The following is a 24,227-nucleotide window of genomic DNA, read 5'->3' as shown; positions in this document are numbered from 1 at the left end:
CTAGATCTTCAGTCGGCCCGCGTTCAGCGAGCGTCCTCGTCGTAACCGTTGTAGAAGTGCGCACCGTCGAAGCCGGGCACCGCGTCCTTGAGCGAGAGGCCGAGCTCGACGAGCTTGTCCTTCACCTCGTCGACCGACTTCTGGCCGAAGTTGCGGATGTTCATCAGCTGCGTCTCGCTGAGCGCCACGAGCTCGGACACCGTGTTGATGCCCTCGCGCTTGAGGCAGTTGTACGAGCGGACCGACAGGTCGAGCTCCTCGATCGGCGTGGCGAGCTCGCCCGAGCCGATGGCCTCGGCGGGAGCCTGGCCGATCTCGATGCCCTCGGCCTCGGCGTTCAGGTCGCGCGTCAGGCCGAACAGCTCGACCAGCGTGCGGCCGGCCGACGCGATCGCGTCGCGCGGCGTGATCGCCGGCTTCGACTCCACGTCGACGACGAGCGAGTCGAAGTCGGTGCGCTCACCGGCACGCGTCGCCTCGACGCGGTAGGTGACCTTGAGCACGGGCGAGTAGATCGAGTCGATCGGGATGACCCCGGCCTCGGCGAACTCGTCGCGGTTCTGCGCGGCCGAGACGTAGCCGCGGCCACGCTCGATCGTCAGCTCGAGCTGCAGCTTCGCCGAGTCGTTCAGCGTCGCGAGCACGAGCTCGGGGTTGTGGATCTCGACACCGGCGGGCGCCGTGATGTCGGCAGCCGTCACCGTGCCCGCGCCCTGGCGCGAGAGGTAGGCGACGACGGGCTCGTCGTGCTCGGAGGAGACCACGAGTCGCTTGATGTTGAGGATCATCTCGGTGACGTCCTCCTTGACACCCGAGATCGTCGAGAACTCGTGCAGCACGCCGTCGAGACGGATGCTCGTGACAGCGGCGCCGGGGATCGACGACAGGAGGGTGCGGCGGAGGGAGTTGCCGAGGGTGTAGCCGAAGCCCGGCTCGAGCGGCTCGATGGTGAACCGCGAGCGGTGCTCGGCGATGGTCTCCTCGGTGACAGTGGGGCGCTGGGCGATCAGCACGTGTCGGTTCCTTTCGGTCGCGAGTCCGCTATATGACTCGCGTGTTCAGTGACGGCGGAATGCCGGGCAGGCGTGGACCGCCTGCCCGGCAGGAGCGACTAGTTGCGGCGGGGCTTCGGCGGACGAACGCCGTTGTGCGCCTGCGGCGTCACGTCGTGGATCGCACCGATCTCCAGGCCGGCGGCCTGGAGCGAGCGGATCGCCGTCTCACGACCGGAGCCTGCGCCCTTGACGAAGACGTCGACCTTCTTCATGCCGTGGTCCTGCGCCTGGCGCGCGGCCGACTCGGCAGCGAGCTGCGCGGCGTAGGGCGTCGACTTGCGCGAGCCCTTCATGCCCACCGCGCCGCCGGAGGCCTGCGTGATGACGGCGCCGGTGATGTCGGTGATCGAGACGATCGTGTTGTTGAACGTCGACTTGATGTGGGCCTGGCCCACTGCGATGTTCTTCTTGTCCTTCTTGCGCGGCTTGCGAACCGCGGACTTGGGAGCTGCCATGTTCCTCTACCTCCACACGGCCTAGCGGCCGGCCTTCTTCTTGCCGGCGACGGTCTGCTTCTTGCCCTTGCGGGTGCGCGCGTTCGTCTTGGTGCGCTGGCCGCGGACGGGGAGGCCGCGGCGGTGGCGGATGCCCTCGTACGAGCCGATCTCGACCTTGCGGCGGATGTCTGCGGCCACCTCGCGGCGGAGGTCGCCCTCCACCTTGAACTCGCCCTCGATGTGATCGCGGAGCGCGACCAGCTGCTCGTCGGTGAGGTCCTTGACGCGGACGTTGCGGTCGATGCCAGTGGCCTCGAGCGTTGCGATCGACCGGGTGCGGCCGACGCCGAAGATGTACGTCAGTGCGATCTCCACGCGCTTCTCGCGCGGGATGTCGACACCTGCGATGCGTGCCATCGTGTGTCTCCTTCAGGAGTGTTGAGAGGTATGGAGCAGCGGAGGTGCCTGGGCCTCTCCCCAAGGTGTCGCCCTCGTGAGAGAGCTCTTACCGCTGCAGGGTTGTCTTCAGTTGTGCTTGCCGCTCAGAGAGCCGCCAGGGCGTTCAGCCCTGGCGCTGCTTGTGACGCGGGTTCTCGCAGATGACCATGACGCGACCGTGCCGGCGGATCACCTTGCACTTGTCGCAGATCCTCTTGACGCTGGGGTTGACCTTCATGTTCTTCTTCCTCGCTGGCCTCGTGCACGCGCGAATGCGCGGCCGTTCCTTGTCCAGCAGCCAGTGGTTACTTGTAGCGGTAGACGATGCGGCCGCGGCTGAGGTCGTAGGGGCTGAGCTCCACGATGACCCGGTCCTCCTGCAGGATGCGGATGTAGTTCTGTCGCATCTTGCCTGAGATGTGTGCGAGCACGATGTGCCCGTTCGAGAGCTCCACGCGGAACATCGCGTTGGGAAGCGCCTCGATCACCGAGCCTTCGATCTCGATGACGCCGTCCTTCTTGGCCATATCCTCTTCTACAAATCTGGTTGCCGGTCATGCGAGTGACGTGCGCAGAGCGCGCACGACACCAACGGTCAACTCTACGCGGACTCCGGCGTGAAGTGCAAGCCGGGCGTGTCGGGAGCGCTCGGTTCAGCGTCGGACGACGATCGAGCCCCACAGCATCGACCGGTCGCGGCGGGCGCGCTTCGCCGCGTCGTCGTCCATCGTGGTGGCGAAGGAGCGGGCGATGACCGGGCCGCCCGGCACGACGGCGCGACCGGCCGCCTTGCGCAGGTCGCGCACCCACCGCTCCTCCGCGCCGTCGGTGACGTTCGACATCGAGATCGCGTCGTACGTGCCCGGGTCGACGCGCTCCAGGTGCTCGAGCAGCGGCACGTCGACCCACGCGACCGCGGCCGGCTCCACCGCGGGCAGGCGGTGCCCGGGCAGCTCCTCCCCCAACAGCAGGCGCCAGGCGAAGGGGTTGTCGCGCGGCGGGTGCTTGCGCAGCGCCCGCGCGATGCGGCCGCGGATCGCCTCGTCGAAGTGCGGCGGGATCGGCGTCGCGAAGTCGCGGAGGATGAGCGCCGACAGCATGCCGGCCGGACCGAGCATCGTCTTGAGCATCGAGGCGAGCGAGCGGTTGTCGAGCCGCGCCTTCCACTGCTCGGCGGCCCTGAGCGGATCGCCCTCCTGGAGGAACTGGCGCATGCGGCGGCGGCTCCACGCCGGGCTCGCCGCCCGGATCATGCCCCGGCCGAGGTCGAACAGCCGCTCGGCCGCGCCCGGCTCGAACGCGCCGCCCGCGAGCCGGCGCCGGGCGTAGTCGAGCTGCTGCCGGTTCGAGGCGATCGCCGTGACCGTGTGCCCCGCAGCGGCCAGCGCCGCCACCATCTCTCCCGCGCCGGCCGAGACCAGCACGCGACTGGCGGGCGCCAGCTCGTCGAGCTCGATGCGGGGGTCTGCCCAGTCCCAGCCGTGCAGCAGCCGCTGGCGCGGGTTGGCGCTCGAGCGGCCCCGCTCGCGCGATCCGCGCGTCAGCATGGCCTCTGCTCGCTCGTCACGCATGCATTCTGACGCACTCCGCCGAGAGTGCTCAGCGCCGCTGCGCCGCCCGCACCTCGTCGACCAGCTGCGGCACCAGCGGGTGCCCGGCCGGCAGCTCGGTCACCTGGGCGACGAAGGCCTCGGCGTCGAGCGATCCGAGCAGCCGCTGCAGCTCGACCGCCTGCTCGTCGTCCGGCGCGTCGAAGCCGAGCGCCGTCCCGAAGGCCGCGACCAGCGCATCCGCCGGCTTCCCCTGCTCGACCAGCTGCGCCGCCGGCTCGACGAAGCGCTCGTGGCGCGACAGCTTGCGCAGCGGCTGGCGCCCGATGCGCTCGCAGGTGTCGGGCAGCGCGGGGTTCTCGAACCGGGCGATCGCACGGGCCACGTAGGCGGCGTGCGCGCCGGGGTCGAAGCCGTGCTTCTCGACCAGCAGCGCCGAGGTGTCGGCGAGCACCGCCTCGACCGCCGCGCGGATCTCGGGCTGCTCGAGCGCCTCGGCGATGGTGCCGATGCCGGCCGCCCAGCCGGCATAGGCGGTCGTCGCGTGACCGGTGTTGACCGTGAACAGCTTGCGCTCGATCGACGGCTCGAGGTCGTCGACGAAGAGCGCGTCGGCGATGGGCGGCTCGTCGCCGCCGAAGGGGGTGCGGTCGATCGACCACTCGAAGAAGTCCTCCACCACCACGTCGAGCCCGTGCGGATCCTGCGGCGGGATGATGCGGTCGACGGCGGTGTTGGCGAACACCGCCCGGCCGGCGAGCTGCTCGGCGCCCTCGAGCACGTGCGCGCGCAGGGTGTCGCTCGCGCCGATCGCGTTCTCGCACGCCATCACGGTCACCGGAGCGCCCTCGCGCAGCGCCAGCCCTGCCCGGATCACGGGCGCGATGAAGCGCAGCACCGTCGGCCCGACCGCGCAGGTCACGACGTCGGCCTCCGCCACGGCGCGTGCCGCGGCCTCGGGGTCGGCGCTCGAGTCGATGCCGGTGAAGCCCGTCACCGTGTGGATCCGGGCCTCCGGGCCCACCTCCCGCACCTGGTACGCATCCGCCGTCCGCAGCATGCCGATCAGCTCGGGGTTCACGTCGACGAACGTCACCTCGTAGCCCGCGCGGTGCAGGATCAGCCCGACGAAGCCGCGGCCGATGTTGCCGGCGCCGAAGTGGACGGCCCGCATCACTCGTTGACGTCGCCGAGCAGCTGCAGGATCGCCGCCGCGTCGGGCGCTGCCTCGAGCTTCGCAACCTCGTCCTCGTCGGCGAACACGACGGCGATCTTCGACAGCATCTCGAGGTGGCCGCCGTCCTTGCCGGCGATGCCGATGACGAACTTCACGGGGTTGCCGTCCCAGTCGAGCGGCGTCTCGTAGCGGGCGACCGACAGCCCGGAGTCGAGGATCGACTCCTTCGACTCGTTGGTGCCGTGCGGGATCGCCAGCAGGTTGCCCATGTACGTCGAGACGCTCGCCTCGCGCTCCCGCATGGCGTCGGCGTAGTCGGGCGTCACCGCACCGGCGGCGACGAGCATGTCGGCGGCCTCCTTGATCGCCTCCTCCTTCGTCGTCGCGCGCGGGCTCGTGGTGATCTGCTCGAGGGAGAGGACGGCCATGGTGCTCCTATTCGTTCGCGTTCGCGTTCGCGTCGCCGACGAGCTTGACGACGTCGTCGTACTTGGGGCTGTTCATGAAGTTCTCGACCGACACGTGCGTCGCGTCGGGGTTGCGCTGCCGGGCGCGGGCGGTGAGGTCCTGGTGGGTGATGACGAGGTCCTCGCCGCCGTCGAGGTTGGCGATCGCCACGTTCTTGACGTCGACGCCCTCGAGGCCGGCCTTCTTGAACTTGCTGCGCAGCACGCTCGCACCCATCGCGCTCGAGCCCATGCCGGCGTCGCAGGCGAAGACGATGCGGTGGATGGGCGCGCTCGCGCTCGCGGGCATGTCGCGGTCGGTCGCGGTGGCGGTCGCGCTCGCCGCGCCGGCGGCCGCGAGGCCCGACAGCGCCTCGGACGACTTGCCCTTGTTGGCCTGCGTCTGCGCGACGGCGGCGCCGAGCGCGTCGTCGCCGTCAGCCGCGCGGGCGAGGTCGCGCTTGCGGCTGGCCCGCAGGATCACGGCGGCGACCGCGAACGTCACCGCGGTGGCGATCACGACCGAGAGCATCACGCCGGCGAGGTTGCCGCCGCCGACGAGCAGGGCCTGCGCGCCGACGGCGAAGATGCTGCCGGGCGCCGCGGGCCCCGCGAGGCCCGTGCCGAGGAGCATGTTGGTGGCGACGCCCGAGGCGCCGCCGAGCACGAGCGCGAGGATGAGGGCGGGCTTCATCAGCGCGTAGGGGAAGTAGACCTCGTGGATGCCGCCCAGGAACTGGATGATCGCGGCCCCGGGTGCCGTGGCGCGCGCGGCGCCGACGCCGAAGACCGAGAAGGCCAGCAGCAGGCCGAGGCCAGGACCTGGGTTCGCCTCGAGCAGGAACAGGATCGAGCTGCCCTCGGTGGCCACCTCGCTGGTGCCGAGCGGCGTCAGCACGCCGTGGTTGATGGCGTTGTTGAGGAAGAAGACCTTCGCGGGCTCGATGAGCACGGAGGCGAGCGGCAGCAGGCCCGTCTCGACCAGCCAGCCGACCGCGCCTCCGACGACCGACATGATCCAGTTGACGACCGGGGCGACGATGTAGAAGCCGACCAGGCCCATGAGGAAGGCGACGATCCCCGCCGAGAACATGTTGACGAGCATCTCGAAGCCGGCCTTGACCTTGCCGTCCCACAGCTTGTCGAGCTGCTTCATGACCCAGGCCGAGAGCGGTCCGAGGATCATCGCGCCGATGAACATGTGCACGTCGCCGAGGTCGCCGCTGCCCTCGGGCTGCGCGGCGTTGAACTGGTCGATGAGCCAGTCGGAGCCGGCGATCGCGCCCATGACGGCGAACGCGCCGACGACGGCGCCGCGCGTGTCGTAGACCATGCGGCCACCGGTGCCGGCGATGAGGATCGGCAGCAGGTAGTGGATCGTCGGGCCCACGATGGTCGCGAGGCTCTCGTTGGGGAACGGCCCGACCGGGATGAAGAGGGCGGTGAGGATGCCCCAGGCGATGAGCGCGGGGATGTTCGGCATGATCATGCCGGAGAGGAACGTGCCGAAGCGCTGGACGGCGACTCGCGCACCGCCCCTCTGCCCGGCGGGTGCGGTGGTGGTCATCGTCGACTCCGTGCTGTGAAGGGGATCAGGCGTCGTGATCGGTGGCGAGCAGCTGCTCGAGCTCGTCGAGGATCGCCTCGTCGTCGGAGGCGATGGTCACCGTGTCGCCCTTGCTCACGCCGAGCGAGATGACCGAGAGGATGCTGGCCGCGTTGACCTGCTTCTCGCCCTTGGCCACGGTGACCGGAGCGGACGCACGGGCCGCGGCCTGCGCGAACAGGGAGGCGGGGCGTGCGTGCAGCCCGTGTGCTGACTCGACGGTGACGGTGCGCTCGGCCATGCTGCTCCTTCGCGTTCGCCGGCCGGGGGCCGGGATCGCAGTCACGCTACCACCGGCGTGCCCGCCGCGTTCAGGTCTTCGGAGGAATCTTCGCCAGGGTCAGCGATCGGGGATCGGCGTCGGCTCGACGCCGAGCGCGCGCAGGCGCTCCGCTCCCCCGTCGAGCGCCGTCAGCACCCAGATGCCGCCCGAGTGCACGGCGACGGAGTGCTCCCACTGGCAGGCGTCGGCGCCGTCGGCGTTGCGCACCGTCCAGCCGTCGTCGTCGACGGTCGTCTCGGTGCCGCGCGCGTGGATGATCGGCTCGATCGCGACGCACAGGCCCGGCTTCACGGCCGGACCGACGACGCGCGTGCGGTAGTTGAAGACCGGCGGCTCCTCGTGCATGCGCTTGCCGATGCCGTGGCCGATGTAGTCCTCGGAGATGCCGTAGTCGCTGTGCGCCTCGATGTGGTCCTCGATCGCGGCGCCCACCTCGCCCAGCTGCTTCGCCGACGCGAGGGCCGCGATGCCGGCCCAGAGCGCGTCGTGCGTCACCTCGCTGAGGCGAGCCCGCGCATCCGCCACCGCAGGGTCTCCCCCGGGCACGACCACCGAGATCGCCGCGTCGCCGTTGAAGCCGCCGACCATCGCGCCGCAGTCGATGGTGACGAGGTCGCCGGGCTGCAGGGCGTAGCCGTCGGGGACGCCGTGCACGACCACGTCGTTGACGTTCACGCAGAGCGTGTGGTCGTAGTCGGGCTCGAGCTGGAAGTTCGGCACCGCGCCCTCGCCGCGGATCACCCGCTCGGCGATCGCGTCGAGCTCGAGGGTCGTGACGCCCGGGGCGACCGCGGCCTCGACGGCCTGCAGCGCGAGCGCCGTGATGCGGCCGGGCTCGCGCATGGCGGCGAGCTCGCTGCGCGACTTGTAGGGACCGCGGCGCATCAGGCGGTGATGCCCCGCTCGGCCAGACCGGCCAGGATGCGCTCGGTCACCTGCTCGACCGCGCCGATGCCGTCGATCTCGACGACCAGGCCGCGCTCCTCGAAGATGGCGATGAGGGGCGCGGTCTCGCGCTCGTACACGTCGAGGCGGTGGCGCATGACCTCCTCGGTGTCGTCGCTGCGGCCCTGCTCGGAGGCGCGGGACGCCAGGCGGCGGACGACCTCCTCGGTGTCGGCCACGAGGCGGATGACCGCGTCGACCTGCTCGCCGCGGCGGAGGTTGACGCCGTCGAGGTACTCGACCTGGCCCGCGGTGCGCGGGTAGCCGTCGAGCAGGTAGCCCTCAGCCGCGTCGTCCTGCGCGAGGCGGTCGTCGACCAGCTCGTTCGTGAGCTCGTCGGGCACGTACTCGCCCGCATCGAGGATCGCCGTGACCCGCTGGCCGAGCTCGGTCTGATCCTTGATGTTCTGGCGGAAGATGTCGCCCGTCGAGACCGCCGGGACGCCGAGCGCCTCGGCGATGCGTGCTGCCTGGGTGCCCTTGCCCGCTCCGGGAGGGCCGACGATGAGGAGGTTCGCCATCTAGCGGATGAGCCCTTCGTAGTGCCGCTGCTGCAGCTGCGCGTCGATCTGGCGGACGGTCTCGAGGCCGACGCCGACGATGATCAGGATGGATGCGCCGCCGAACGGGAAGTTCTGGTTGGCGCCGACCGTGGCGAGCGCGACCAGCGGGATGAGCGCGACCAGGCCGAGGTAGAGGGATCCGGGGAACGTGATGCGGGTGAGCACGTAGTCGAGGTACTCGGCAGTCGGGCGGCCCGCACGGATGCCGGGGATGAAGCCGCCGTACTTCTTCATGTTGTCGGCGACGTCCTCAGGGTTGAAGGTGATCGCGACGTAGAAGTAGGTGAAGCCGACGATCAGCAGGAAGAACACCAGCATGTAGAGCGGGTGGTCGCCGGTCGTGAAGTTGGCCTGCACCCAGAGCACCCAGTCGGCGGGAGCCGAGCCGTCGGCGGGCAGGTTGAACTGCGCCACGAGCGCGGGCAGGTAGAGGAGCGACGAGGCGAAGATGACGGGCACGACGCCGGCCATGTTGACCTTGATCGGGATGTAGGTGGACTGGCCGCCGTACATGCGCCTGCCGACCATGCGCTTCGCGTACTGCACCGGGATGCGGCGCTGCGACTGCTCGACGAACACCACCAGGCCCATCGTCACGACGCCCATGATCAGCACCATGATGAACGTGCCGGCGCCCTGCGTCTCGAGGATCACGCCGAGCGCGCCCGGGAAGGTCGCGGCGATCGAGGTGAAGATGAGCAGCGACATGCCGTTGCCGACGCCGCGCTCGGTGATGAGCTCGCCCAGCCACATGATGAGGCCGGTGCCGGCGGTCATCGTGATGATCATCAGCGCGATCGACCACCAGGAGTCGTTCGTCAGCAGGTTCTGGCACTGCGGCAGCGCCGGGCCGCCGGTGGAGGAGAACAGCGCGCCGGAGCGGGCGACGGTGATGAGGGTGGTCGACTGCAGGACGCCCAGCGCGATGGTCAGGTAGCGCGTGTACTGCGTCAGCTTCGCCTGGCCCTGCTGGCCCTCCTTGTAGAGGGTCTCGAAGTGGGGGATGACGACGCGTAGCAGCTGCACGATGATCGACGCGGTGATGTAGGGCATGATGCCCAGCGCGAAGATGCTCAGCTGCAGCAGCGCGCCGCCGGAGAAGAGGTTGACCAGCTGGTACAGGCCGGTCGCCTGCGAGTTGGCTGCGATGCACTCCTGCACGTTGCCGTAGTCGACGAACGGCGCGGGGATGAAGGACCCGAGCCGGAAGATCGCCACGATGGCGAGCGTGAAGAGGATCTTCCGACGCAGGTCGCGCGTCTTGAAGATGCGTGCGATGGCACTGAACACGTGCAGCCTTCCGGGAGAGACGATCGGGGCGGCCCGCGAACGGACCGCCCCTCAGCCTACTTACTTGACGGAACCGCCAGCGGCCACGATCTTCTGCTCAGCGGCAGCCGACACCTTGTCGACGGCGACCGTGAGGGCGACCGTGAGCTCGCCACCGGCGAGCACCTTGACGAGCTCGTTCTTGCGGACCGCGCCCTTGGCGACGAGGTCGGAGACCGTCACGTCGCCGCCGTTCGGGTACAGCTCGGAGAGCTGGCCCACGTTGACGACCTGGTACTCGGTGCGGAACGGGTTCTTGAAGCCGCGCAGCTTCGGAGCGCGCATGACGCTCGTCAGCTGGCCGCCCTGGAAGCCGGGACGCACGGAGTAGCGGGCCTTGGTGCCCTTGGTGCCGCGGCCTGCGGTCTTGCCCTTGGACGCCTCACCGCGGCCGACGCGCGTGCGCGCCTTCTTCGCACCGGGTGCGGGACGGAGGTGGTGGACCTTGAGCGACGGCAGCTCGGCCGACTCGTTCTTGTCAGTCATTCTCGATCTCCTCGACCTTGACGAGGTGCCGCACCGTGTTGACGTAGCCACGGTTCTGCTGGTTGTCCTCGCGCTCGACCGACTGGCCGATGCGCTTGAGGCCCAGCGAGCGGAGCGTCTCGCGCTGGTACTGCTTCTCGCTGATCACAGACTTGATCTGCGTGATCTTCAGCTTGCTCACTTGGATGCCGCCTTCGCGATCTCAGCCTCGTGCTTCGTGTGCTCTGCCTCTGCACGGAGCAGGCGAGCAGGCACGACGCGGTCGACGTCGAGGCCTCGCCGGGCTGCGACTGCGCGGGGCTCTTCGAGCTGACGCAGTGCCGCGACCGTCGCGTGGACGATGTTGATGGAGTTCGACGAGCCGAGCGACTTGCTCAGGACGTCGTGGATGCCGGCGCACTCGAGGACGGCGCGCACGGGGCCGCCCGCGATGACACCGGTACCGGCGGCAGCGGGACGGAGCAGCACGACGCCTGCAGCGGCCTCGCCCTGCACCGGGTGCGGGATCGTCGTGGCGTTGCGGGGGACGCGGAAGAAGTTCTTCTTCGCCTCCTCGACGCCCTTCGAGATGGCCGTCGGGACCTCACGGGCCTTGCCGTAGCCGACGCCGACCATGCCGTCGCCGTCGCCCACGACGACCAGCGCCGTGAAGCTGAAGCGGCGACCGCCCTTGACGACCTTCGAGACGCGGTTGATCGTCACGACGCGCTCGAGGAACTGGTTCTCCGTGCCGCGGTCGTCACGACGACCGCGCTCGCCGCGCGTGCCGCGGTCGCGGCTGCCGCGGCGCTGCTCGCGGGGCTCGTCGCGGTGGTCGGCCGTCTGGCCGGCCTCAGCAGGAGCCTGCTGCGTGGTGTCCGTCACCTGCGTGTCCTTCGTCTCTTCGCTCACAGTCCCAGCCCTGCCTCTCGTGCGCCGTCCGCGATCGCTGCGACGCGACCGGCGTAGCGGTTGCCGCCGCGGTCGAACACGACCGACTCGATGCCGGCAGCCTTGGCCCGCTCTGCGACGAGCTCGCCGACGCGCTTGGCCTTGGCCGTCTTGTCGCCGTCGAATCCGCGGAGGTCAGCCTCCATGGTCGACGCCGATGCGACGGTGATGCCCTGCGAGTCGTCGACGACCTGCACGAACACGTGGCGTGCCGAGCGGGTGACGACCAGGCGCGGCACCAGAGCGGAGCCGACGATCTTCTTGCGGAGGCGTGCGTGACGACGACCGCGGGCAGCCGACTTGCTCTTGCCTCGGGTACCGATGCCCATCACTTACCAGCCTTTCCAGCCTTGCGGCGGATCTGCTCGCCCGCGTAGCGGACGCCCTTGCCCTTGTAGGGCTCGGGCTTGCGCAGCTTGCGGAGGTTCGCAGCCACCTCGCCGACGGCCTGCTTGGAGATGCCGCTGACGGTGACCTTGGTGTTGCCCTCGACCGTGAACGTGATGCCGGCGGGCGGCTCGACGTTGATCGGGTGCGAGTAGCCGAGCGCGAACTCGAGGCCCGTGCCCTTCGCCTGCACGCGGTAGCCGGTGCCGACGATCTCGAGGCCCTTCGAGTAGCCCTCGGTGACGCCGACGATGTCGTTGGCGATCAGCGTGCGGGTCAGGCCGTGCAGCGAGCGCGACTCGCGCTCGTCGTCCGGGCGCGTGACCTGGACCTGGCCGTCGGCCACCTCGACCTCGATCGGCTGTGCGATCGTGATCTGGAGCTCGCCCTTGGGGCCCTTGACGGTGACGACGTCGTCGTTCACCGTGACCTCGACACCCGCGGGGATGTCGATGGGAAGTCGTCCGATTCGTGACATGTCAGCTCACCACACGTAGGCGAGGACTTCCCCGCCGACGCCCTTCTGCTCGGCCTCACGGTCAGTGAGGAGGCCCGAGCTCGTCGAGAGGATCGCCACGCCGAGCCCGCCGTGGACCACGGGGATCTCGGTCGAGCGTGCGTAGACGCGGAGGCCGGGCTTCGAGACCCGCTTGAGGCCGACGATCGCGCGCTCGCGGTTCGGGCCGTACTTGAGGGCGAGCGTCAGCGTCTTGCCGACGCGGGCGTCCTCGACCTTCCAGCTCGTGATGTAGCCCTCGCGCTCGAGGATCTCGGCGAGGTGTGTCTTCAGGATCGACGACGGCAGCGTGACCTCGTCGTGCATCGCCGTGTTGGCGTTGCGCAGACGCGTCAGCATGTCGGCGACCGGGTCGGTCATCGTCATGGATGTTCTCCGTTCTGGTTTCGCTGCCCGTTCCGCGGACAGCGACCTTGAAGCTGCTCGGCGCCGGCGGCGCCGATGGGGGTCAGGACTGGAAGGGGAAGCCGAGCGCCTTGAGCAGCGCGCGACCCTCGTCATCCGACTTCGCCGTCGTGACGACGGTGATGTCGAAGCCGCGGACGCGGTCGATCTTGTCCTGATCGATCTCGTGGAACACCGACTGCTCCTGGAGGCCGAACGTGTAGTTGCCGTTGCCGTCGAACTGCTTCGGGCTCAGGCCGCGGAAGTCGCGGATGCGCGGGAGGGCGAGCGTCAGCAGACGGTCGAGGAACTCCCACATGCGGTCGCCGCGCAGCGTGACGTGGGCGCCGATCGGCATGCCCTCGCGCAGCTTGAACTGGGCGATCGACTTGCGAGCGCTCGTGACCATCGGCTTCTGGCCGGTGATGGCGGTGAGGTCCTTGATGGCACCCTCGATCACCTTCGAGTCGCGCGCAGCCTCACCGACGCCGGTGTTGACGACGATCTTGGTCAGCCCGGGCACCTGCATGACGTTGCCGAACCCGAACTCCTCGCGGAGCGCGGGCACGATCGTCTCGCGGTACTGCTGCTTGAGCCGCGGAAGGCGCACAGCGGTGTCAGTCATTGCTCTTGATCTCCTTGCCCGACTTCGTCGCGACGCGGACCTTCGTCGTGGTCGTGACGCCGTTCTTCTCGACGGTCTTGACCTCGCGGCGGACGCGCGTGGGCTTCTTGGTCTCGGGGTCGACGAGCGCGACGTTCGACACGTGGATCGGGGCCTCGTGGGTCTCGATGCCACCCGTGCGGGTGCCGCGGTTGGTCTGGCCGACCTTGATGTGCTTGGTGACGAGGTTGACGCCCTCGACGATCACACGGTTCTGCTCCGTGAGGACCTCGATGACGCGACCGGTCTTGCCGCGGTCGCCGCCGCGCGCCTCACGGGCGCCGGCGATGACGACGACGAGGTCGCCCTTCTTGATGCTGGCCATGGGTCAGATCACCTCCGGTGCGAGCGAGACGATCTTCATGAAGCGCTTGTCGCGGAGCTCGCGACCGACCGGACCGAAGATGCGCGTGCCGCGCGGGTCGCCGTCGTTCTTCAGGATGACTGCTGCGTTCTCGTCGAACTTGATGTAGGAGCCGTCGGGACGGCGGGTGGACTTCACGGTGCGGACGATGACGGCCTTGACCACATCGCCCTTCTTGACCGCTCCGCCGGGGATGGCGTCCTTGACCGTGGCCACGATGGTGTCACCGAGGCCGGCGTAGCGACGGCCGGAGCCGCCGAGCACGCGGATGGTCAGGAGTTGCTTGGCGCCGGTGTTGTCGGCGACCTTGACGCGGGATTCCTGCTGGATCATGTCTGGATCTCCTTCGAGGCCGAGGCCTACTTGGCCTTCTCGAGGATCTCGACGATGCGCCAGCGCTTGGTCGCGCTCGTCGGACGGGTCTCTGCGATCAGGACGCGGTCGCCGATGCCGGCGGCGTTCTGCTCATCGTGCGCCTTGACCTTGGAGGTCTTGCGCAGGACCTTGCCGTAGAGGGGGTGCTTGACGCGGTCCTCGACCTCGACGACGACGGTCTTCTCCATCTTGTCGGAGACGACGTAGCCGATGCGCGACTTGCGGTAGCCGCGCTGGACGGTCTCGTCCTTGGGCTGCTCAGTGGTAGCCATCAGTTGTCCTCAGCCTTCTGGTCCTCAGAAGCCTGGGCCTCAGGGGCCTTCTCGGCCTCGTCGGCCTTCTTCGACTTCTTCTTGTCCGCAGCCTTCTCGACCGGCGCCGGCGAGGCGCTGATGCCGAGCTCGCGCTCGCGGATCACGGTGTACAGGCGCGCGATGTCGCGCTTGACAGCGCGCAGGCGGCCGTGGGAGTCCAGCTGGCCGGTGGCCGACTGGAATCGCAGGTTGAACAGCTCTTCCTTGGCCCGCTTCAGCTCGACGACGAGACGCTCGTCATCCATGCTTGCGAGCTCGGCGGGCAGGAGCTCCTTGGAACCGATCGCCATTATGCGTCAGCCTCCTCGCGCTTGATGATGCGTGCCTTGAGCGGCAGCTTGTGGATGGCTCGCATCATCGCCTCGCGGGCGAGCTCCTCCTCGACGCCGGCGACCTCGAAGAGGACGCGGCCTGGCTTGACGTTCGCGATCCACCACTCGGGCGAGCCCTTGCCGGAGCCCATGCGGGTCTCAGCGGGCTTCTTGGTGAGCGGACGGTCGGGGTAGATGTTGATCCACACCTTGCCACCGCGCTTGATGTGGCGCGTCATGGCGATACGTGCGGCCTCGATCTGACGGTTCGTGACATAGGCAGGCGTGAGCGCCTGGATGCCGAACTCGCCGAAGCTGACCTTGGTGCCACCGGTCGCCTGACCGGTGCGCCGCGGGTGGTGCTGCTTGCGGTGCTTGACTCGACGGGGAATGAGCATGGTTACGCCTCAACTCCTGCTGCCTGCTCGCGACGGGGTCCCCGACGCTCGCGCTGCGGCTTCTGGTTCGCCTGCTCGCGAGCGAGCTCGCGGTTCGTCAGCTCACCGTTGTAGATCCAGACCTTCACGCCGATGCGGCCGAAGGTGGTGCGTGCCTCGTAGAAGCCGTAGTCGATGTTCGACCGGAGCGTGTGCAGGGGCACGCGGCCCTCGCGGTACTGCTCGCTGCGGCTCATCTCGGCGCCGCCGAGGCGGCCGGAGACCTTGATCTTCACGCCCTTGGCGCCGGCGCGCTGCGCCGACTGCAGGCCCTTGCGCATCGCACGACGGAACGCGACGCGAGCGCTGAGCTGCTCCGCGATGCCCTGTGCGACGAGCTGCGCCGAGGCCTCGGGGTTCTTGACCTCGAGGATGTTCAGCTGGATCTGCTTGCCGGTGAGCTTCTCGAGGTCGGCGCGGATGCGCTCGGCCTCGGCGCCGCGGCGGCCGATCACGATGCCCGGGCGGGCGGTGTGGATGTCGACGCGGACCCGGTCACGGGTGCGCTCGATCTCGATGCGTGCCACGCCGGCGCGGTCGAGGCTGGTGGACAGCATCTTGCGGATGCGGATGTCCTCAGCCACGTAGTCGGCGTAGCGCTGTCCCGGCTTCGTCGACTCGGCGAACCAGCGCGACACGTGGTCGGTGGTGATGCCGAGGCGGAAGCCGTACGGGTTGACCTTCTGTCCCATTACTTCTCGTCCTCCGTGGTCGGCGTCGCGAGCACGACGGTGATGTGGCTCGTCCGCTTGTTGATGCGGAACGCGCGACCCTGTGCACGCGGGCGGAACCGCTTGAGCGTGGTGCCCTCGTCGACGAATGCGCGGGCCACGTACAGGTCCTGCTCGTCGAGGAACTCGTTCGACGCATCGGCCTTGACGCGGGCGTTCGCCATCGCCGCTGCGACGAGCTTGAACACCGGCTCCGAGGCGCCCTGCGGGGCGAACTTCAGGATCGCGAGGGCCTCTTCGGCCTGCTTGCCGCGGATCATGTCGACGACACGGCGGGCCTTCTGAGGGGTCACGCGGATGTGACGAACGCGAGCGATCGACTCAACCATTGCCTTCTCCTTCTTCCGTCGCCGCGCTTAGCGGCGACGGCCCTTCTTGTCGTCCTTCACGTGACCACGGAAGGTGCGGGTGGGGGCGAACTCGCCCAGCTTGTGACCGACCATCGTCTCGGTGACGAAGACCGGGATGTGCTTGCGGCCGTCGTGCACGGCGATCGTGTGGCCGAGCATGGCCGGGACGATCATCGAGCGACGTGACCAGGTCTTGATGACGTTCTTGCTGCCGGCCTCGTTCTGGCGAACCACCTTGGTGAGGAGGTGGTCGTCGACGAACGGACCCTTCTTGAGGCTGCGGGGCATCGGACTCTCCTACTAGCGCTTCTTCTTGCCGGTCGAACGGCGACGGACGATGAGCTTGTCACTCGGCTTGTTGGGCCGACGGGTGCGGCCCTCCGACTGACCCCAGGGGCTGACGGGGTGGCGGCCACCGCTCGTCTTGCCCTCGCCACCACCGTGCGGGTGGTCGACCGGGTTCATCGCGACACCACGGACCGTGGGACGGACACCGAGCCAGCGCTTGCGGCCGGCCTTGCCCCAGTTGATGTTGGACTGCTCGGCGTTGCCGACCTCGCCGATGGTGGCGCGGCAGCGTGCGTCGACGTTGCGGATCTCGCCCGACGGCAGGCGGAGCTGCGCGTAGGGGCCGTCCTTGGCGACGAGGCGCACCGAGGCGCCGGCCGAGCGGGCCAGCTTGGCGCCGCCGCCCGGACGGAGCTCGATCGCGTGGATGACCGTACCCGTGGGGATGTTGCGGAGCGGCAGGTTGTTGCCGGGCTTGATGTCAGCGCCGGCACCCGACTCGACGATGTCGCCCTGGTTCAGCTTGCTCGGCGCGATGATGTAGCGCTTCGTGCCGTCCTCGAAGTGCAGCAGCGCGATGCGCGCCGTGCGGTTGGGGTCGTACTCGATGTGCGCGACGCGGGCGTTGACGCCGTCCTTGTCGTTGCGACGGAAGTCGATGACGCGGTACTGGCGCTTGTGACCGCCACCGATGTGACGCGTCGTGATGCGACCGGCGTTGTTGCGGCCACCCGTCTTGGGCAGCGGGCGCAGCAGCGACTTCTCGGGCGTCGACCGGGTGATCTCAGCGAAGTCGGCGACGGATGAGCCGCGACGACCGGGGGTCGTCGGCTTGTACTTGCGAATTGCCATGGTTGTGTTCCTTCCGCTCTCAGCCGACAGCCGTGAAGATGTCGATCGAGCCGGACTTGAGCTTCACGATGGCGCGCTTGGTGTCCTTGCGCTTGCCGGTGCCGAAGCGGGTGCGGCGCGTCTTGCCGACGCGGTTGAGGGTGTTGACGCGCTCCACCTTGACGCTGAAGATCTTCTCGATCGCGAGCTTGATCTCGGTCTTGGAGGCGCGCGGGTCGACCTCGAAGGTGTAGCTGCCCATGTCGATGAGCGCGTAGCTCTTCTCCGACACGATCGGCCGGATGATGATGTCGCGAGGGTCCTTGTTGTAGCCGCTCATCAGTTCTCGTCCTTGTCTGCCTTCGAAGCCTTGCCGGCCTCGACGAAGCCGGCGGCCTCAGCGGCCGCGGCGTCACGGAACCACACCTCGGCCTCGGTCTGCTCGTACCAGCGGCCCTCGGGCGCGTGGAACTTCATCGAGTTCTTGTTGCCCTTGATGGGGAAGCCCTCGGGAGCGGAGCCGTCGGCGGTGGGTGCGGCGGAGTCTGCGCCGAAGCCGCCATCGGCAGCCTCGGTGGCCTCGACCGTCTCAGCGACCTTCGTCGCCTTGGCGGGCTTCTCGGCCTCGGGAGCCGTCGGCTCGTCGACGGGAGCGACCGTCACGACGGCCTCGCCCTTCGACTTCGCGGCGACGAACGCCTCGTAGGCGGTCTTCGAGAAGACGATGTCGTCGCTGACGAGCACGTCGTAGGCGTTGAGCTGGTCCCACGTGAGCACGTGCACCTCGGGGAGGTTGCGCACCGACAGGAACGCGTTCTCCTCGGAGCGCTCGAGCACGATGAGCACGTTCTTCGTGAGGCCCAGCGTCGCGAGCATCTCGACGACGAAGCGGGTCCTGGGAGCGTCAGCGGCACCGATGGACTCGACGATGTGCAGTCGGCCACCGCGAGCGCGGTCCGACAGCGAGCCGAGGAGCGCGGCGGCGATCATCTTCTTGGGGGTGCGCTGCGAGTAGTCGCGCGGCGTCGGCCCGTGGACGATGCCACCACCGGTCATCTGGGGTGCGCGGATCGAGCCCTGGCGTGCGCGGCCGGTGCCCTTCTGCTTGAACGGCTTGCGGCCGGCGCCGGAGACCTCGCCGCGACCCTTGGTCGAGTGCGTGCCCTGGCGTGCGGCAGCGAGCTGCGCGACGACGACCTGGTGGATCAGCGGAACGTTCGTCTGGACGTCGAAGATGCTCGCGGGGAGCTCGACCGAGCCCGCCTGCTTGCCCTTGGCGTCGACGATGGCGACCTGTGCAGTCATGCTCAGGCTCCCTTCACAGCGTTGCGGACGAACACGAGTCGACCGCGGGCACCGGGGACGGCGCCCTTGACGAGCATGAGGCCCTGCTCGACGTCGATCGAGTGGACCGTGAGGTTCAGCACCGAGACGCGCTCGCCACCCATGCGGCCGGCCATGCGCATGCCGCGGAAGACGCGGCTGGGCGTGGACGAGGCACCGATGGAGCCCGGCTTGCGGTGGTTGCGGTGCGCACCGTGCGATGCGGAGACGCCAGCGAAGTTGTGGCGCTTCATGACACCGGCGAAGCCCTTGCCCTTGGAGGTGCCGACGACGTCGACCTTCTGACCGGCGGCGAACAGGTCGACCGCCAGCTCCTGGCCGAGCTCGTAGGAGCCTGCGTTGTCGGTGCGGACCTCGGTGAGGTGGCGGCGGGGCGTGACGCCGGCGGCGTCGAAGTGGCCCGCTGCGGGCTGGTTGACCTTGCGCGGGTCGATCTGGCCGGCGGCGATCTGGATGGCTGCGTAGCCGTCCTTCTCGGGCGTGCGGATCTGCGTGACCACGTTCGGCGTGATCTCGAGCACCGTGACGGGGACGAGCTTGTTCTGCTCATCCCACACCTGGGTCATCCCGAGCTTCTTGCCGAGCAGGCCGCGAGTCGTCATGATCTTCGACATGGCGTTCCTTAGAGCTTGATCTCGATGTTGACGTCAGCGGGCAGGTCGAGGCGCATGAGCGAGTCGACAGCCTTCGGCGTCGGGTCGATGATGTCGATGAGTCGCTTGTGCGTGCGCTTCTCGAAGTGCTCGCGGCTGTCCTTGTACTTGTGAGGCGATCGGATCACCACGACCACGTTCTTCTCGGTCGGCAGCGGCACAGGGCCCACCACCGTCGCGCCCGCACGGGTCACGGTGTCGACGATCTTGCGCGCCGACGAGTCGATGACCTCGTGGTCGTACGACTTCAGTCGGATGCGGATCTTCTGTCCCGCCATTGCTGACTCTCTTCCTGTCGACGCGGCCCCGGAGGGCAGCTCGCAACGCACCTGTCAGTGCACCGCTGTTCTTCTGTCAATGCCCCGAGGGGCGCGCGCCGCCGCACAGCACGGAGGACCGTGCTCTGCTTCGGCGAAGTTTCTGTTGGGCTGACCGCGGCCCAGGATCGTGATCGTCCTGTGCACTGCTGGACAGTGAGCGGCGAGAGCGCCGCGTTTGCAACCTGTCGATTCTCGCACGGATGCGGATGTTCGTGCAACCCGGGCGTGTCGCGCCGACTCCCCCGTGAGCACGGGGTTGCGGATGCCTCCGGTCGCCCGTGCGGGCACCTCACCGTATGCGGGTGCGCGGGCGACATGCCAGGGCCGGGCACGCATCAGGGGGACCGGCTTCCGCCCGTCCCCCTGATGCGCGTGCCTGCTCCTACTGCTGCTGCTGCTCCTCCTCCTCTTGCGCCTGCTCCTGCTGCGCCTGCTGGTCGTCGCGGCCGATGAAGCCGTCGGCGCGCTCCTGCAGGCCGTCGGTGTGCTCGGCGAACCTGCCGCCGGTGAGCTTGTCGAACGCGTCGCCCGCGCCCGTGATGGCCTGATCGCTCTTCTGCTCGCCCTGCTCGCTGTGCAGCGCTTCCTTGCCCTGGTTGACGAGATCCTCGAAGCCCATGCGGTGCTCCTTCCTTGCCGCCGCGCTGGTCGCGGCCGATGCGCAACACGGTGGCACACGACGCCTGGGAGCACCACCGTCGAGCGCCGTGCGGCGCTGGCGCTGCGTTGCTACGGTCGCGGCATGGCCTCCTCGTCCACCTCGCTCCCCCACGACCGCAGCTGGCCGCGCGCCGGGGACTGGCCCGCGCTCGACGGGAGCGAGGGCGACCTCGACGCGGTGCTGGTCGGGCTCGGCACGCACGCGACCAGCCTGAGCCCCACGAGCGCCCACACGACGCCGTCCGCGGTGCGCGAGGCGCTGCGGCGGTACTCGCCGTACGCGTATCCGGCTGACGGCGCTGCCGGGGGTGGCCGCGCCGCCACGGGGAGCGGGGGCGCGCTCGACGCACTGCGCGTCGGCGACGCGGGCGACGCATCCGCCCCCGATGCCGACGAGGAGGGCGCCATCGCGCTCGTCGCGCGCGCGGCCGGCCGCGCACGGCTGGTCATCGCGCTGGGCGGCGACAACGCGGCCACCGTGCCCGCGGCGCTGGGCACCTGGGGCGACCGGATCGGCAGCGCCGGGCTCATCACCATCGACGCGCACCACGACCTGCGCGATGGCCGGTCGAACGGCTCACCGGTGCGACGGCTGCTCGAGGCGGGGCTCGACGGCAGCCGGGTGGTGCAGGTCGGGATCCAGGACTTCGCGAACTCGCGCGCCTACGCCGAGCGGGCGGCGGCGGCGGGGATCCGGGTCGTGCACCGCGACGCGGTCGAGCTGCGCGGCGTGCAGGCGGTCGCCGCCGAGGCGCTCGAGATCGCGGGCGCCGCCGGCGGACCGATCCACCTCGACGTCGACGTCGACGCGTGCGACCGGTCGGTCGCGCCCGGCTGCCCGGCCGCGACGCCGGGCGGGCTGAGCGCCTGGCAGCTGCGCGCGCTCGTGCGCGCCGTCGTCGCCGACCCGCGCGTCGCGTCGGTCGACTTCACCGAGGTCGACGCCGCCGCCGACGCCGCGGACGGCCGCACCGTGCGGCTGGTCGCGCTGGGCGTGCTCGAGGCACTCAGCGCCCTCGCCGGGCGCGCGGCCCGAGGCCCCGCATCGTGAAGGCGGCCAGCAGTGCGTCGCGCGCCGGCGGCAGCGCCAGGGCCCGCGCGAGCGCGAGCCGCAGCGCCAGCACCGGGCGGCTGGCGGGGGCGCCCATCGCCATGTTGAAGGCGGCGCGGCGCATCGCGCGCGCTGCCGCGGGGCGCCGCTCCCGGTCGTAGGCGGCGAACGGCTCCCGCCCCGGCGACGGGCGCACGATCGCCCGCTCGAGCGCGAGCGCGTCGAGCCAGCCGAGGCTCATGCCCTGCCCGCCGATCGGGCTCACCTCGTGCGCGGCATCGCCCGCGAGCGCGACGCTGCCCGCCGCGAAGCGCACCGCCAGCCGCTGCCGCGCCAGGAACGCGCTGGGCGCAGCATCGGCGGGCAGCCGCGGCGCCGGCGTCAGCCGCTCGTCGAGCAGCCGCGCGAACCGCTCGCGGCCGATCGTGGCGGCGGGCTCCGCGAGGCGCACCACCCAGCGCCGCCGCCCGCCCGGCAGCGGGAAGGACTCCACGATGCCGCCGGGCTCCAGGTGCAGCAGCGCCGCGTCGCCGGCGGTCGTCCCGCGGCTCGCCGCTGCCCCCTCGTCGACGTCGGCCATCGCGTAGCCCGCGGTGCCGCGCCGCTGCTGCAGGCCGATGCCGAGCAGCGACCGCACCCGGCCGTGCACCCCGTCGGCGCCGACGACGCGGCGCGCGCGGACGCATCCGCCATCGACGAGCGTCAGCGCGACACCGCGGCGATCCTGCGCGAGCCCGACCACCTCTGCACCCCAGCGCACGGCCCCCGGCGCGAGCGCGGCGAGCCGCTCGCGCAGGATCGCCTCGGTGCGCTGCTGCGGCAGCGCCAGGATAGGCCGGCGGCCCAGGTCGAGCTGCACGAGCCGCCGCCCGCCGCTGAGCGCGGCCCCGGCCCTGATGACCGTCGCCTCGCCGCGCACGGCCGCGCCCACGCCCGCGGCGTCGAGGGCCGCGAGACCCGGCGGATGGATGCCGAAGGCCCGGGCCGCAGCGCCCGGCGCGGACCGGCGCTCGAGCACCACCGTGTCGACGCCGCGCTGCGCCAGCAGGCAGGCAAGCAGCAGCCCCACGGCGCCGGCCCCGACGATCGCGACGTCGTGCTGCTCGGCGGCGTCGCTCATGGCGCGCGCCGCACCAGCTCGAGCCGCCACGGGATCGCCCGCCGCACGCCCCACCCCGGCGGTGCGGCCGCCGCGAGCTCGGCGGCGGTGTGGCTGCGGCGGATCGACGCCAGCCCGTCGGCGCGGATGAACGTGTTGCGCAGCAGCGTGGGCTCGAACGGCAGCGTGCCGAGCGCGAAGGCCGCGTAGGCGAGCGGGGACCGCTCGATGTCGCCGTGCACGACCACGCCGCCGGGGGCGAGCAGCCGCTCGGACTCGGCCAGGATCGCACCCAGCTCGCGCGGCGCCAGGTGGTGCAGCACGTGGTTGGAGAGCACGACGTCGAAGCGCTCCCCCGCCTCGGCGAGCGCACCGGTCGTCGTCTGCGCCAGCTCGAGGCCCGCCATCGGCGCCCGGGCCCGGGCCGCGGCGATCGCGCGCGGGTCGGGGTCGATCGCCAGCACCGCGAGCGCGAACCCGTCGCGGGCGGCCAGCCGCAGGAGGCTGCGCGGCAGGTCGCCGCCGCCGGTGCCGACGTCGAGCACCCGCAGCGGGGCGCTCCCGCGCGCCCTGGCCCGCAGCCGCGGCCGGATCCACCGCCGGTACACGGCGCCGCGTCCCGACACGACCGCGTTCACCGGCGCGAAGCGCGCGAACGTGCGCGCCAGCGCGACGGGGTCGGCGTCGGGGTCGTCCATCAGCTCGAGCGCGCCCGGGTCGCGCTCGCGCAGCCAGGGCAGCAGCACGGCGGCCCGGTCAGCCCCGCACGGTGAGCAGCGCCGACTCGACCGTGAGGCCCGGCCCGAAGGCCATCGCCGCGACCCGCTCGCCGTCTGCCGCCGCCGGGTCGCGCAGGATGCGCTCGAGCACGAACAGCACCGTGGCGCTCGACATGTTGCCGTAGTCGCGCAGCGTCTCCCGGGCGGGCACGAGCTGCGCCTCGTCGAGCGCGAGCGCCTTCTCGACGTGGTCGACGATGCTGCGACCGCCCGGATGCACCGCCCAGTGCTCGATCGCGCCCGCCACCGCGCCGTCGCGCAGCGCCGCCGCGAGCGGCTCCTCGGCGGCCAGCAGCGGCGCGATGGCGCCGGTGATGTGCTCGCCGATGAGCGAGGGCACCGCGTTCGAGAGCACCATCTCGAAGCCGTGGTCGCCGATGCGCCACGCCATGTCGCCCTCGCCCTGCGGAGTCGTGCGAGTCGCGAAGCCGTCGAGCTCGAGCGCGCGCTCCCCCTGCTCGAGCGGCCGCGCGGTGACGAGGCCAGCGCCGGCGCCGTCGCCGAACAGCGAGGTGGCGACGATCGTGTCGGGGTCGTTCGACGTGCGCAGGTGGAGCGTGCAGAGCTCGACGCTCACGACCAGCACCACCGCATCCGCATCGGCCTCGCACAGCTGCGCCGCGAGCCGCAGCGCCGGCAGCGACGCGTAGCAGCCCATGAAGCCCAGGTGGTAGCGCTGCACGCCCGCGGGCAGCCCCAGATCGCGGGCCAGCACGAAGTCGGGGCCAGGCGCATAGAAGCCGGTGCACGAGACCGTGATGACGTGGGTGACGTCGTCGGCGGCGATCGCCGGCACCGCCGCGAGCGCCGCCCGCCCGGCCTCGACGTAGAGCCGCGACGCGTGCTCCGCATAGCGGTCATTGCGCAGGCGCGTGCCCGGGTCGAGGATCCGCCCCGCTGCCCGGTCGTAGAAGGCGGCATCCTCGAGCGCGGGCCCGCCGGTGGTGAGCTCGTCGAGCACCGTGTAGCGGGTGTCGATGCCCGAGAGCCCGAACGAGGTCGAGACGATGCGCTGCGCGAGCCGGGTGAGGCCCGGCTGCGCACCGAACACCTCGGCCACCTCGGTCTGCACGAGCTGGGTCGGCGGCACTGCCGTCGACAGGCCTCGAAGTCGCACTGTCAT

The 24,227-nt window shown here is 70.3% G+C and carries 38 protein-coding genes; 1 reads left to right on the top strand and 37 read right to left on the bottom strand.

What is annotated here, in order from left to right:
* Nucleotides 1-23 precede the first annotated feature (23 nt).
* The 34 genes from Q9250_RS02760 to Q9250_RS02595 form a co-directional block, all read right to left on the bottom strand.
* Nucleotides 24-1,013, bottom strand: a complete 990-nt coding sequence (locus Q9250_RS02760) for a DNA-directed RNA polymerase subunit alpha (protein WP_306233045.1) — start codon at nt 1,011-1,013, stop codon at nt 24-26.
* A 98-nt stretch (nt 1,014-1,111) separates the two neighbouring features.
* Nucleotides 1,112-1,510 (bottom strand): 30S ribosomal protein S11, encoded by a 399-nt coding sequence (gene rpsK / locus Q9250_RS02755; protein WP_306233044.1) that lies wholly within the window; start codon nt 1,508-1,510, stop codon nt 1,112-1,114.
* A gap of 21 nt (nt 1,511-1,531) precedes the next feature.
* The gene (gene rpsM, locus Q9250_RS02750; RefSeq protein ID WP_306233043.1) at nt 1,532-1,909 is read right to left on the bottom strand and encodes a 30S ribosomal protein S13; all 378 of its coding nucleotides are present in this window, start codon (nt 1,907-1,909) and stop codon (nt 1,532-1,534) included.
* 145 nt (nt 1,910-2,054) lie between these two features.
* Nucleotides 2,055-2,168, bottom strand: a complete 114-nt coding sequence (gene rpmJ / locus Q9250_RS02745) for a 50S ribosomal protein L36 (RefSeq protein ID WP_056734976.1) — start codon at nt 2,166-2,168, stop codon at nt 2,055-2,057.
* A gap of 67 nt (nt 2,169-2,235) precedes the next feature.
* On the bottom strand, nt 2,236-2,457 hold the full coding sequence (infA, locus tag Q9250_RS02740) for a translation initiation factor IF-1 (RefSeq protein ID WP_306233042.1): 222 nt from the start codon (nt 2,455-2,457) through the stop codon (nt 2,236-2,238).
* Nucleotides 2,458-2,583: 126 nt separating this feature from the next.
* Nucleotides 2,584-3,501: a BtaA family protein gene (locus tag Q9250_RS02735; RefSeq protein WP_306233041.1), complete on the bottom strand. Its 918-nt coding sequence runs from the start codon at nt 3,499-3,501 to the stop codon at nt 2,584-2,586.
* A gap of 28 nt (nt 3,502-3,529) precedes the next feature.
* Nucleotides 3,530-4,654 carry a mannitol-1-phosphate 5-dehydrogenase gene (locus tag Q9250_RS02730; RefSeq protein ID WP_306233040.1) on the bottom strand — a complete coding sequence of 375 codons (1,125 nt, stop codon included), beginning with the start codon at nt 4,652-4,654 and terminating at the stop codon, nt 3,530-3,532.
* Entirely contained in the window at nt 4,654-5,085 is a 432-nt protein-coding gene (locus Q9250_RS02725; RefSeq protein ID WP_306233039.1) for a PTS mannitol transporter subunit IIA, read from the bottom strand. The genes Q9250_RS02730 and Q9250_RS02725 overlap by 1 nt, the downstream gene beginning before the upstream one ends.
* 7 nt (nt 5,086-5,092) lie before the next feature.
* On the bottom strand, nt 5,093-6,670 hold the full coding sequence (locus Q9250_RS02720; RefSeq protein ID WP_306233038.1) for a PTS mannitol transporter subunit IIBC: 1,578 nt from the start codon (nt 6,668-6,670) through the stop codon (nt 5,093-5,095).
* 25 nt (nt 6,671-6,695) lie between these two features.
* Nucleotides 6,696-6,950: an HPr family phosphocarrier protein gene (locus tag Q9250_RS02715; protein ID WP_306233037.1), complete on the bottom strand. Its 255-nt coding sequence runs from the start codon at nt 6,948-6,950 to the stop codon at nt 6,696-6,698.
* 99 nt (nt 6,951-7,049) lie between these two features.
* Nucleotides 7,050-7,877, bottom strand: a complete 828-nt coding sequence (gene map, locus Q9250_RS02710) for a type I methionyl aminopeptidase (RefSeq protein ID WP_306233036.1) — start codon at nt 7,875-7,877, stop codon at nt 7,050-7,052.
* The gene (locus tag Q9250_RS02705; RefSeq protein WP_306233035.1) at nt 7,877-8,458 is read right to left on the bottom strand and encodes an adenylate kinase; all 582 of its coding nucleotides are present in this window, start codon (nt 8,456-8,458) and stop codon (nt 7,877-7,879) included. Before Q9250_RS02705 ends, map begins: the two co-directional genes overlap by 1 nt.
* Nucleotides 8,459-9,790: a preprotein translocase subunit SecY gene (gene secY / locus Q9250_RS02700; RefSeq protein ID WP_306233034.1), complete on the bottom strand. Its 1,332-nt coding sequence runs from the start codon at nt 9,788-9,790 to the stop codon at nt 8,459-8,461.
* A gap of 60 nt (nt 9,791-9,850) precedes the next feature.
* Nucleotides 9,851-10,315, bottom strand: coding sequence for a 50S ribosomal protein L15 (gene rplO / locus Q9250_RS02695; protein WP_422665066.1), 465 nt, complete (start codon nt 10,313-10,315; stop codon nt 9,851-9,853).
* Entirely contained in the window at nt 10,308-10,496 is a 189-nt protein-coding gene (gene rpmD, locus Q9250_RS02690; RefSeq protein WP_306233032.1) for a 50S ribosomal protein L30, read from the bottom strand. Before rpmD ends, rplO begins: the two co-directional genes overlap by 8 nt.
* Entirely contained in the window at nt 10,493-11,206 is a 714-nt protein-coding gene (rpsE, locus tag Q9250_RS02685) for a 30S ribosomal protein S5 (RefSeq protein WP_422665065.1), read from the bottom strand. The genes rpmD and rpsE overlap by 4 nt, the downstream gene beginning before the upstream one ends.
* Nucleotides 11,203-11,574, bottom strand: coding sequence for a 50S ribosomal protein L18 (gene rplR, locus Q9250_RS02680; RefSeq protein ID WP_306233030.1), 372 nt, complete (start codon nt 11,572-11,574; stop codon nt 11,203-11,205). Before rplR ends, rpsE begins: the two co-directional genes overlap by 4 nt.
* Nucleotides 11,574-12,110 carry a 50S ribosomal protein L6 gene (rplF, locus tag Q9250_RS02675; protein ID WP_306233029.1) on the bottom strand — a complete coding sequence of 179 codons (537 nt, stop codon included), beginning with the start codon at nt 12,108-12,110 and terminating at the stop codon, nt 11,574-11,576. The genes rplR and rplF overlap by 1 nt, the downstream gene beginning before the upstream one ends.
* A gap of 6 nt (nt 12,111-12,116) precedes the next feature.
* Complete coding sequence (gene rpsH / locus Q9250_RS02670) at nt 12,117-12,515, bottom strand: 30S ribosomal protein S8 (RefSeq protein WP_306233028.1); 399 nt, start codon at nt 12,513-12,515, stop codon at nt 12,117-12,119.
* A gap of 82 nt (nt 12,516-12,597) precedes the next feature.
* Complete coding sequence (rplE, locus tag Q9250_RS02665; protein ID WP_306233027.1) at nt 12,598-13,158, bottom strand: 50S ribosomal protein L5; 561 nt, start codon at nt 13,156-13,158, stop codon at nt 12,598-12,600.
* Complete coding sequence (gene rplX, locus Q9250_RS02660; RefSeq protein WP_306233026.1) at nt 13,151-13,522, bottom strand: 50S ribosomal protein L24; 372 nt, start codon at nt 13,520-13,522, stop codon at nt 13,151-13,153. The genes rplE and rplX overlap by 8 nt, the downstream gene beginning before the upstream one ends.
* Before the next feature lie 3 nt (nt 13,523-13,525).
* Complete coding sequence (gene rplN, locus Q9250_RS02655; RefSeq protein WP_123697054.1) at nt 13,526-13,894, bottom strand: 50S ribosomal protein L14; 369 nt, start codon at nt 13,892-13,894, stop codon at nt 13,526-13,528.
* Nucleotides 13,895-13,920: 26 nt separating this feature from the next.
* Complete coding sequence (rpsQ, locus tag Q9250_RS02650; RefSeq protein WP_306233025.1) at nt 13,921-14,208, bottom strand: 30S ribosomal protein S17; 288 nt, start codon at nt 14,206-14,208, stop codon at nt 13,921-13,923.
* Nucleotides 14,208-14,540, bottom strand: coding sequence for a 50S ribosomal protein L29 (gene rpmC, locus Q9250_RS02645; protein ID WP_306233024.1), 333 nt, complete (start codon nt 14,538-14,540; stop codon nt 14,208-14,210). The genes rpsQ and rpmC overlap by 1 nt, the downstream gene beginning before the upstream one ends.
* Nucleotides 14,540-14,959, bottom strand: a complete 420-nt coding sequence (rplP, locus tag Q9250_RS02640) for a 50S ribosomal protein L16 (protein WP_306233023.1) — start codon at nt 14,957-14,959, stop codon at nt 14,540-14,542. Before rplP ends, rpmC begins: the two co-directional genes overlap by 1 nt.
* A 2-nt stretch (nt 14,960-14,961) precedes the next feature.
* Nucleotides 14,962-15,690, bottom strand: coding sequence for a 30S ribosomal protein S3 (rpsC, locus tag Q9250_RS02635; RefSeq protein WP_306233022.1), 729 nt, complete (start codon nt 15,688-15,690; stop codon nt 14,962-14,964).
* Nucleotides 15,690-16,058, bottom strand: a complete 369-nt coding sequence (gene rplV / locus Q9250_RS02630; RefSeq protein ID WP_306233021.1) for a 50S ribosomal protein L22 — start codon at nt 16,056-16,058, stop codon at nt 15,690-15,692. Before rplV ends, rpsC begins: the two co-directional genes overlap by 1 nt.
* Before the next feature lie 27 nt (nt 16,059-16,085).
* Nucleotides 16,086-16,367: a 30S ribosomal protein S19 gene (gene rpsS, locus Q9250_RS02625; protein WP_021010891.1), complete on the bottom strand. Its 282-nt coding sequence runs from the start codon at nt 16,365-16,367 to the stop codon at nt 16,086-16,088.
* 12 nt (nt 16,368-16,379) lie between these two features.
* Nucleotides 16,380-17,219 (bottom strand): 50S ribosomal protein L2, encoded by an 840-nt coding sequence (rplB, locus tag Q9250_RS02620; protein WP_306233020.1) that lies wholly within the window; start codon nt 17,217-17,219, stop codon nt 16,380-16,382.
* Nucleotides 17,220-17,238: 19 nt separating this feature from the next.
* The gene (gene rplW, locus Q9250_RS02615; RefSeq protein WP_306233019.1) at nt 17,239-17,538 is read right to left on the bottom strand and encodes a 50S ribosomal protein L23; all 300 of its coding nucleotides are present in this window, start codon (nt 17,536-17,538) and stop codon (nt 17,239-17,241) included.
* Complete coding sequence (gene rplD, locus Q9250_RS02610) at nt 17,538-18,509, bottom strand: 50S ribosomal protein L4, sunset domain variant (protein WP_479688792.1); 972 nt, start codon at nt 18,507-18,509, stop codon at nt 17,538-17,540. The genes rplW and rplD overlap by 1 nt, the downstream gene beginning before the upstream one ends.
* On the bottom strand, nt 18,506-19,156 hold the full coding sequence (gene rplC, locus Q9250_RS02605) for a 50S ribosomal protein L3 (protein ID WP_306233017.1): 651 nt from the start codon (nt 19,154-19,156) through the stop codon (nt 18,506-18,508). The genes rplD and rplC overlap by 4 nt, the downstream gene beginning before the upstream one ends.
* A gap of 8 nt (nt 19,157-19,164) precedes the next feature.
* Nucleotides 19,165-19,473 carry a 30S ribosomal protein S10 gene (gene rpsJ / locus Q9250_RS02600; RefSeq protein WP_021010896.1) on the bottom strand — a complete coding sequence of 103 codons (309 nt, stop codon included), beginning with the start codon at nt 19,471-19,473 and terminating at the stop codon, nt 19,165-19,167.
* A 424-nt stretch (nt 19,474-19,897) separates the two neighbouring features.
* Nucleotides 19,898-20,134, bottom strand: a complete 237-nt coding sequence (locus Q9250_RS02595) for an antitoxin (protein ID WP_306233016.1) — start codon at nt 20,132-20,134, stop codon at nt 19,898-19,900.
* 123 nt (nt 20,135-20,257) lie between these two features.
* Between Q9250_RS02595 and Q9250_RS02590 the strand changes: the two genes are divergently transcribed.
* Nucleotides 20,258-21,226 (top strand): arginase family protein, encoded by a 969-nt coding sequence (locus tag Q9250_RS02590; protein WP_306233015.1) that lies wholly within the window; start codon nt 20,258-20,260, stop codon nt 21,224-21,226.
* Here Q9250_RS02590 and Q9250_RS02585 read toward each other — a convergent pair.
* The 3 genes from Q9250_RS02585 to Q9250_RS02575 are packed head-to-tail and all read right to left on the bottom strand — an operon-like array spanning nt 21,183 to nt 24,227.
* A complete protein-coding gene (locus Q9250_RS02585) occupies nt 21,183-22,346 on the bottom strand; it encodes an FAD-dependent oxidoreductase (RefSeq protein WP_306233014.1) in 1,164 nt (387 codons plus the stop codon). The two genes, Q9250_RS02590 and Q9250_RS02585, sit on opposite strands and share 44 nt — an antisense overlap.
* Entirely contained in the window at nt 22,343-23,071 is a 729-nt protein-coding gene (locus tag Q9250_RS02580; RefSeq protein WP_306233013.1) for a methyltransferase domain-containing protein, read from the bottom strand. Before Q9250_RS02580 ends, Q9250_RS02585 begins: the two co-directional genes overlap by 4 nt.
* A gap of 10 nt (nt 23,072-23,081) precedes the next feature.
* The gene (locus Q9250_RS02575) at nt 23,082-24,227 is read right to left on the bottom strand and encodes a type III polyketide synthase (protein ID WP_306233012.1); all 1,146 of its coding nucleotides are present in this window, start codon (nt 24,225-24,227) and stop codon (nt 23,082-23,084) included.

Source organism: Agrococcus beijingensis, assembly GCF_030758955.1.
Lineage (GTDB): Bacteria > Actinomycetota > Actinomycetes > Actinomycetales > Microbacteriaceae > Agrococcus > Agrococcus beijingensis.
This window is presented reverse-complemented; position numbering and strand designations above follow the sequence as displayed.

Coding starts and splice junctions, on each gene's coding strand:
- Q9250_RS02705 (WP_306233035.1), bottom strand. CDS start 8,458: ATGGCGAACCTCCTCATCGTCGGCCCTCCCGGAGCGGGCAAGGGCACC.
- rplE (WP_306233027.1), bottom strand. CDS start 13,158: ATGACTGACACCGCTGTGCGCCTTCCGCGGCTCAAGCAGCAGTACCGC.
- infA (WP_306233042.1), bottom strand. CDS start 2,457: ATGGCCAAGAAGGACGGCGTCATCGAGATCGAAGGCTCGGTGATCGAG.
- rplB (WP_306233020.1), bottom strand. CDS start 17,219: ATGGCAATTCGCAAGTACAAGCCGACGACCCCCGGTCGTCGCGGCTCA.
- map (WP_306233036.1), bottom strand. CDS start 7,877: ATGCGCCGCGGTCCCTACAAGTCGCGCAGCGAGCTCGCCGCCATGCGC.
- rpsJ (WP_021010896.1), bottom strand. CDS start 19,473: ATGGCGGGACAGAAGATCCGCATCCGACTGAAGTCGTACGACCACGAG.
- rpsS (WP_021010891.1), bottom strand. CDS start 16,367: ATGCCCCGCAGCCTCAAGAAGGGTCCGTTCGTCGACGACCACCTCCTC.
- rpmJ (WP_056734976.1), bottom strand. CDS start 2,168: ATGAAGGTCAACCCCAGCGTCAAGAGGATCTGCGACAAGTGCAAGGTG.
- rplP (WP_306233023.1), bottom strand. CDS start 14,959: ATGCTCATTCCCCGTCGAGTCAAGCACCGCAAGCAGCACCACCCGCGG.
- rplR (WP_306233030.1), bottom strand. CDS start 11,574: ATGGGCATCGGTACCCGAGGCAAGAGCAAGTCGGCTGCCCGCGGTCGT.
- rplW (WP_306233019.1), bottom strand. CDS start 17,538: ATGAGCGGCTACAACAAGGACCCTCGCGACATCATCATCCGGCCGATC.
- rplO (WP_422665066.1), bottom strand. CDS start 10,315: ATGACTGACAAGAACGAGTCGGCCGAGCTGCCGTCGCTCAAGGTCCAC.
- rpsH (WP_306233028.1), bottom strand. CDS start 12,515: ATGACGATGACCGACCCGGTCGCCGACATGCTGACGCGTCTGCGCAAC.
- rplF (WP_306233029.1), bottom strand. CDS start 12,110: ATGTCACGAATCGGACGACTTCCCATCGACATCCCCGCGGGTGTCGAG.
- Q9250_RS02735 (WP_306233041.1), bottom strand. CDS start 3,501: ATGCGTGACGAGCGAGCAGAGGCCATGCTGACGCGCGGATCGCGCGAG.
- Q9250_RS02720 (WP_306233038.1), bottom strand. CDS start 6,670: ATGACCACCACCGCACCCGCCGGGCAGAGGGGCGGTGCGCGAGTCGCC.
- rplN (WP_123697054.1), bottom strand. CDS start 13,894: ATGATCCAGCAGGAATCCCGCGTCAAGGTCGCCGACAACACCGGCGCC.
- rpsC (WP_306233022.1), bottom strand. CDS start 15,690: ATGGGACAGAAGGTCAACCCGTACGGCTTCCGCCTCGGCATCACCACC.
- Q9250_RS02595 (WP_306233016.1), bottom strand. CDS start 20,134: ATGGGCTTCGAGGATCTCGTCAACCAGGGCAAGGAAGCGCTGCACAGC.
- Q9250_RS02585 (WP_306233014.1), bottom strand. CDS start 22,346: ATGAGCGACGCCGCCGAGCAGCACGACGTCGCGATCGTCGGGGCCGGC.
- rpsM (WP_306233043.1), bottom strand. CDS start 1,909: ATGGCACGCATCGCAGGTGTCGACATCCCGCGCGAGAAGCGCGTGGAG.
- Q9250_RS02725 (WP_306233039.1), bottom strand. CDS start 5,085: ATGGCCGTCCTCTCCCTCGAGCAGATCACCACGAGCCCGCGCGCGACG.
- rpsK (WP_306233044.1), bottom strand. CDS start 1,510: ATGGCAGCTCCCAAGTCCGCGGTTCGCAAGCCGCGCAAGAAGGACAAG.
- rplC (WP_306233017.1), bottom strand. CDS start 19,156: ATGTCGAAGATCATGACGACTCGCGGCCTGCTCGGCAAGAAGCTCGGG.
- rpsQ (WP_306233025.1), bottom strand. CDS start 14,208: ATGGCTACCACTGAGCAGCCCAAGGACGAGACCGTCCAGCGCGGCTAC.
- rplX (WP_306233026.1), bottom strand. CDS start 13,522: ATGGCCAGCATCAAGAAGGGCGACCTCGTCGTCGTCATCGCCGGCGCC.
- Q9250_RS02730 (WP_306233040.1), bottom strand. CDS start 4,654: ATGCGGGCCGTCCACTTCGGCGCCGGCAACATCGGCCGCGGCTTCGTC.
- Q9250_RS02575 (WP_306233012.1), bottom strand. CDS start 24,227: ATGACAGTGCGACTTCGAGGCCTGTCGACGGCAGTGCCGCCGACCCAG.
- Q9250_RS02590 (WP_306233015.1), top strand. CDS start 20,258: ATGGCCTCCTCGTCCACCTCGCTCCCCCACGACCGCAGCTGGCCGCGC.
- Q9250_RS02715 (WP_306233037.1), bottom strand. CDS start 6,950: ATGGCCGAGCGCACCGTCACCGTCGAGTCAGCACACGGGCTGCACGCA.
- rplV (WP_306233021.1), bottom strand. CDS start 16,058: ATGGTTGAGTCGATCGCTCGCGTTCGTCACATCCGCGTGACCCCTCAG.
- rpmC (WP_306233024.1), bottom strand. CDS start 14,540: ATGGCGATCGGTTCCAAGGAGCTCCTGCCCGCCGAGCTCGCAAGCATG.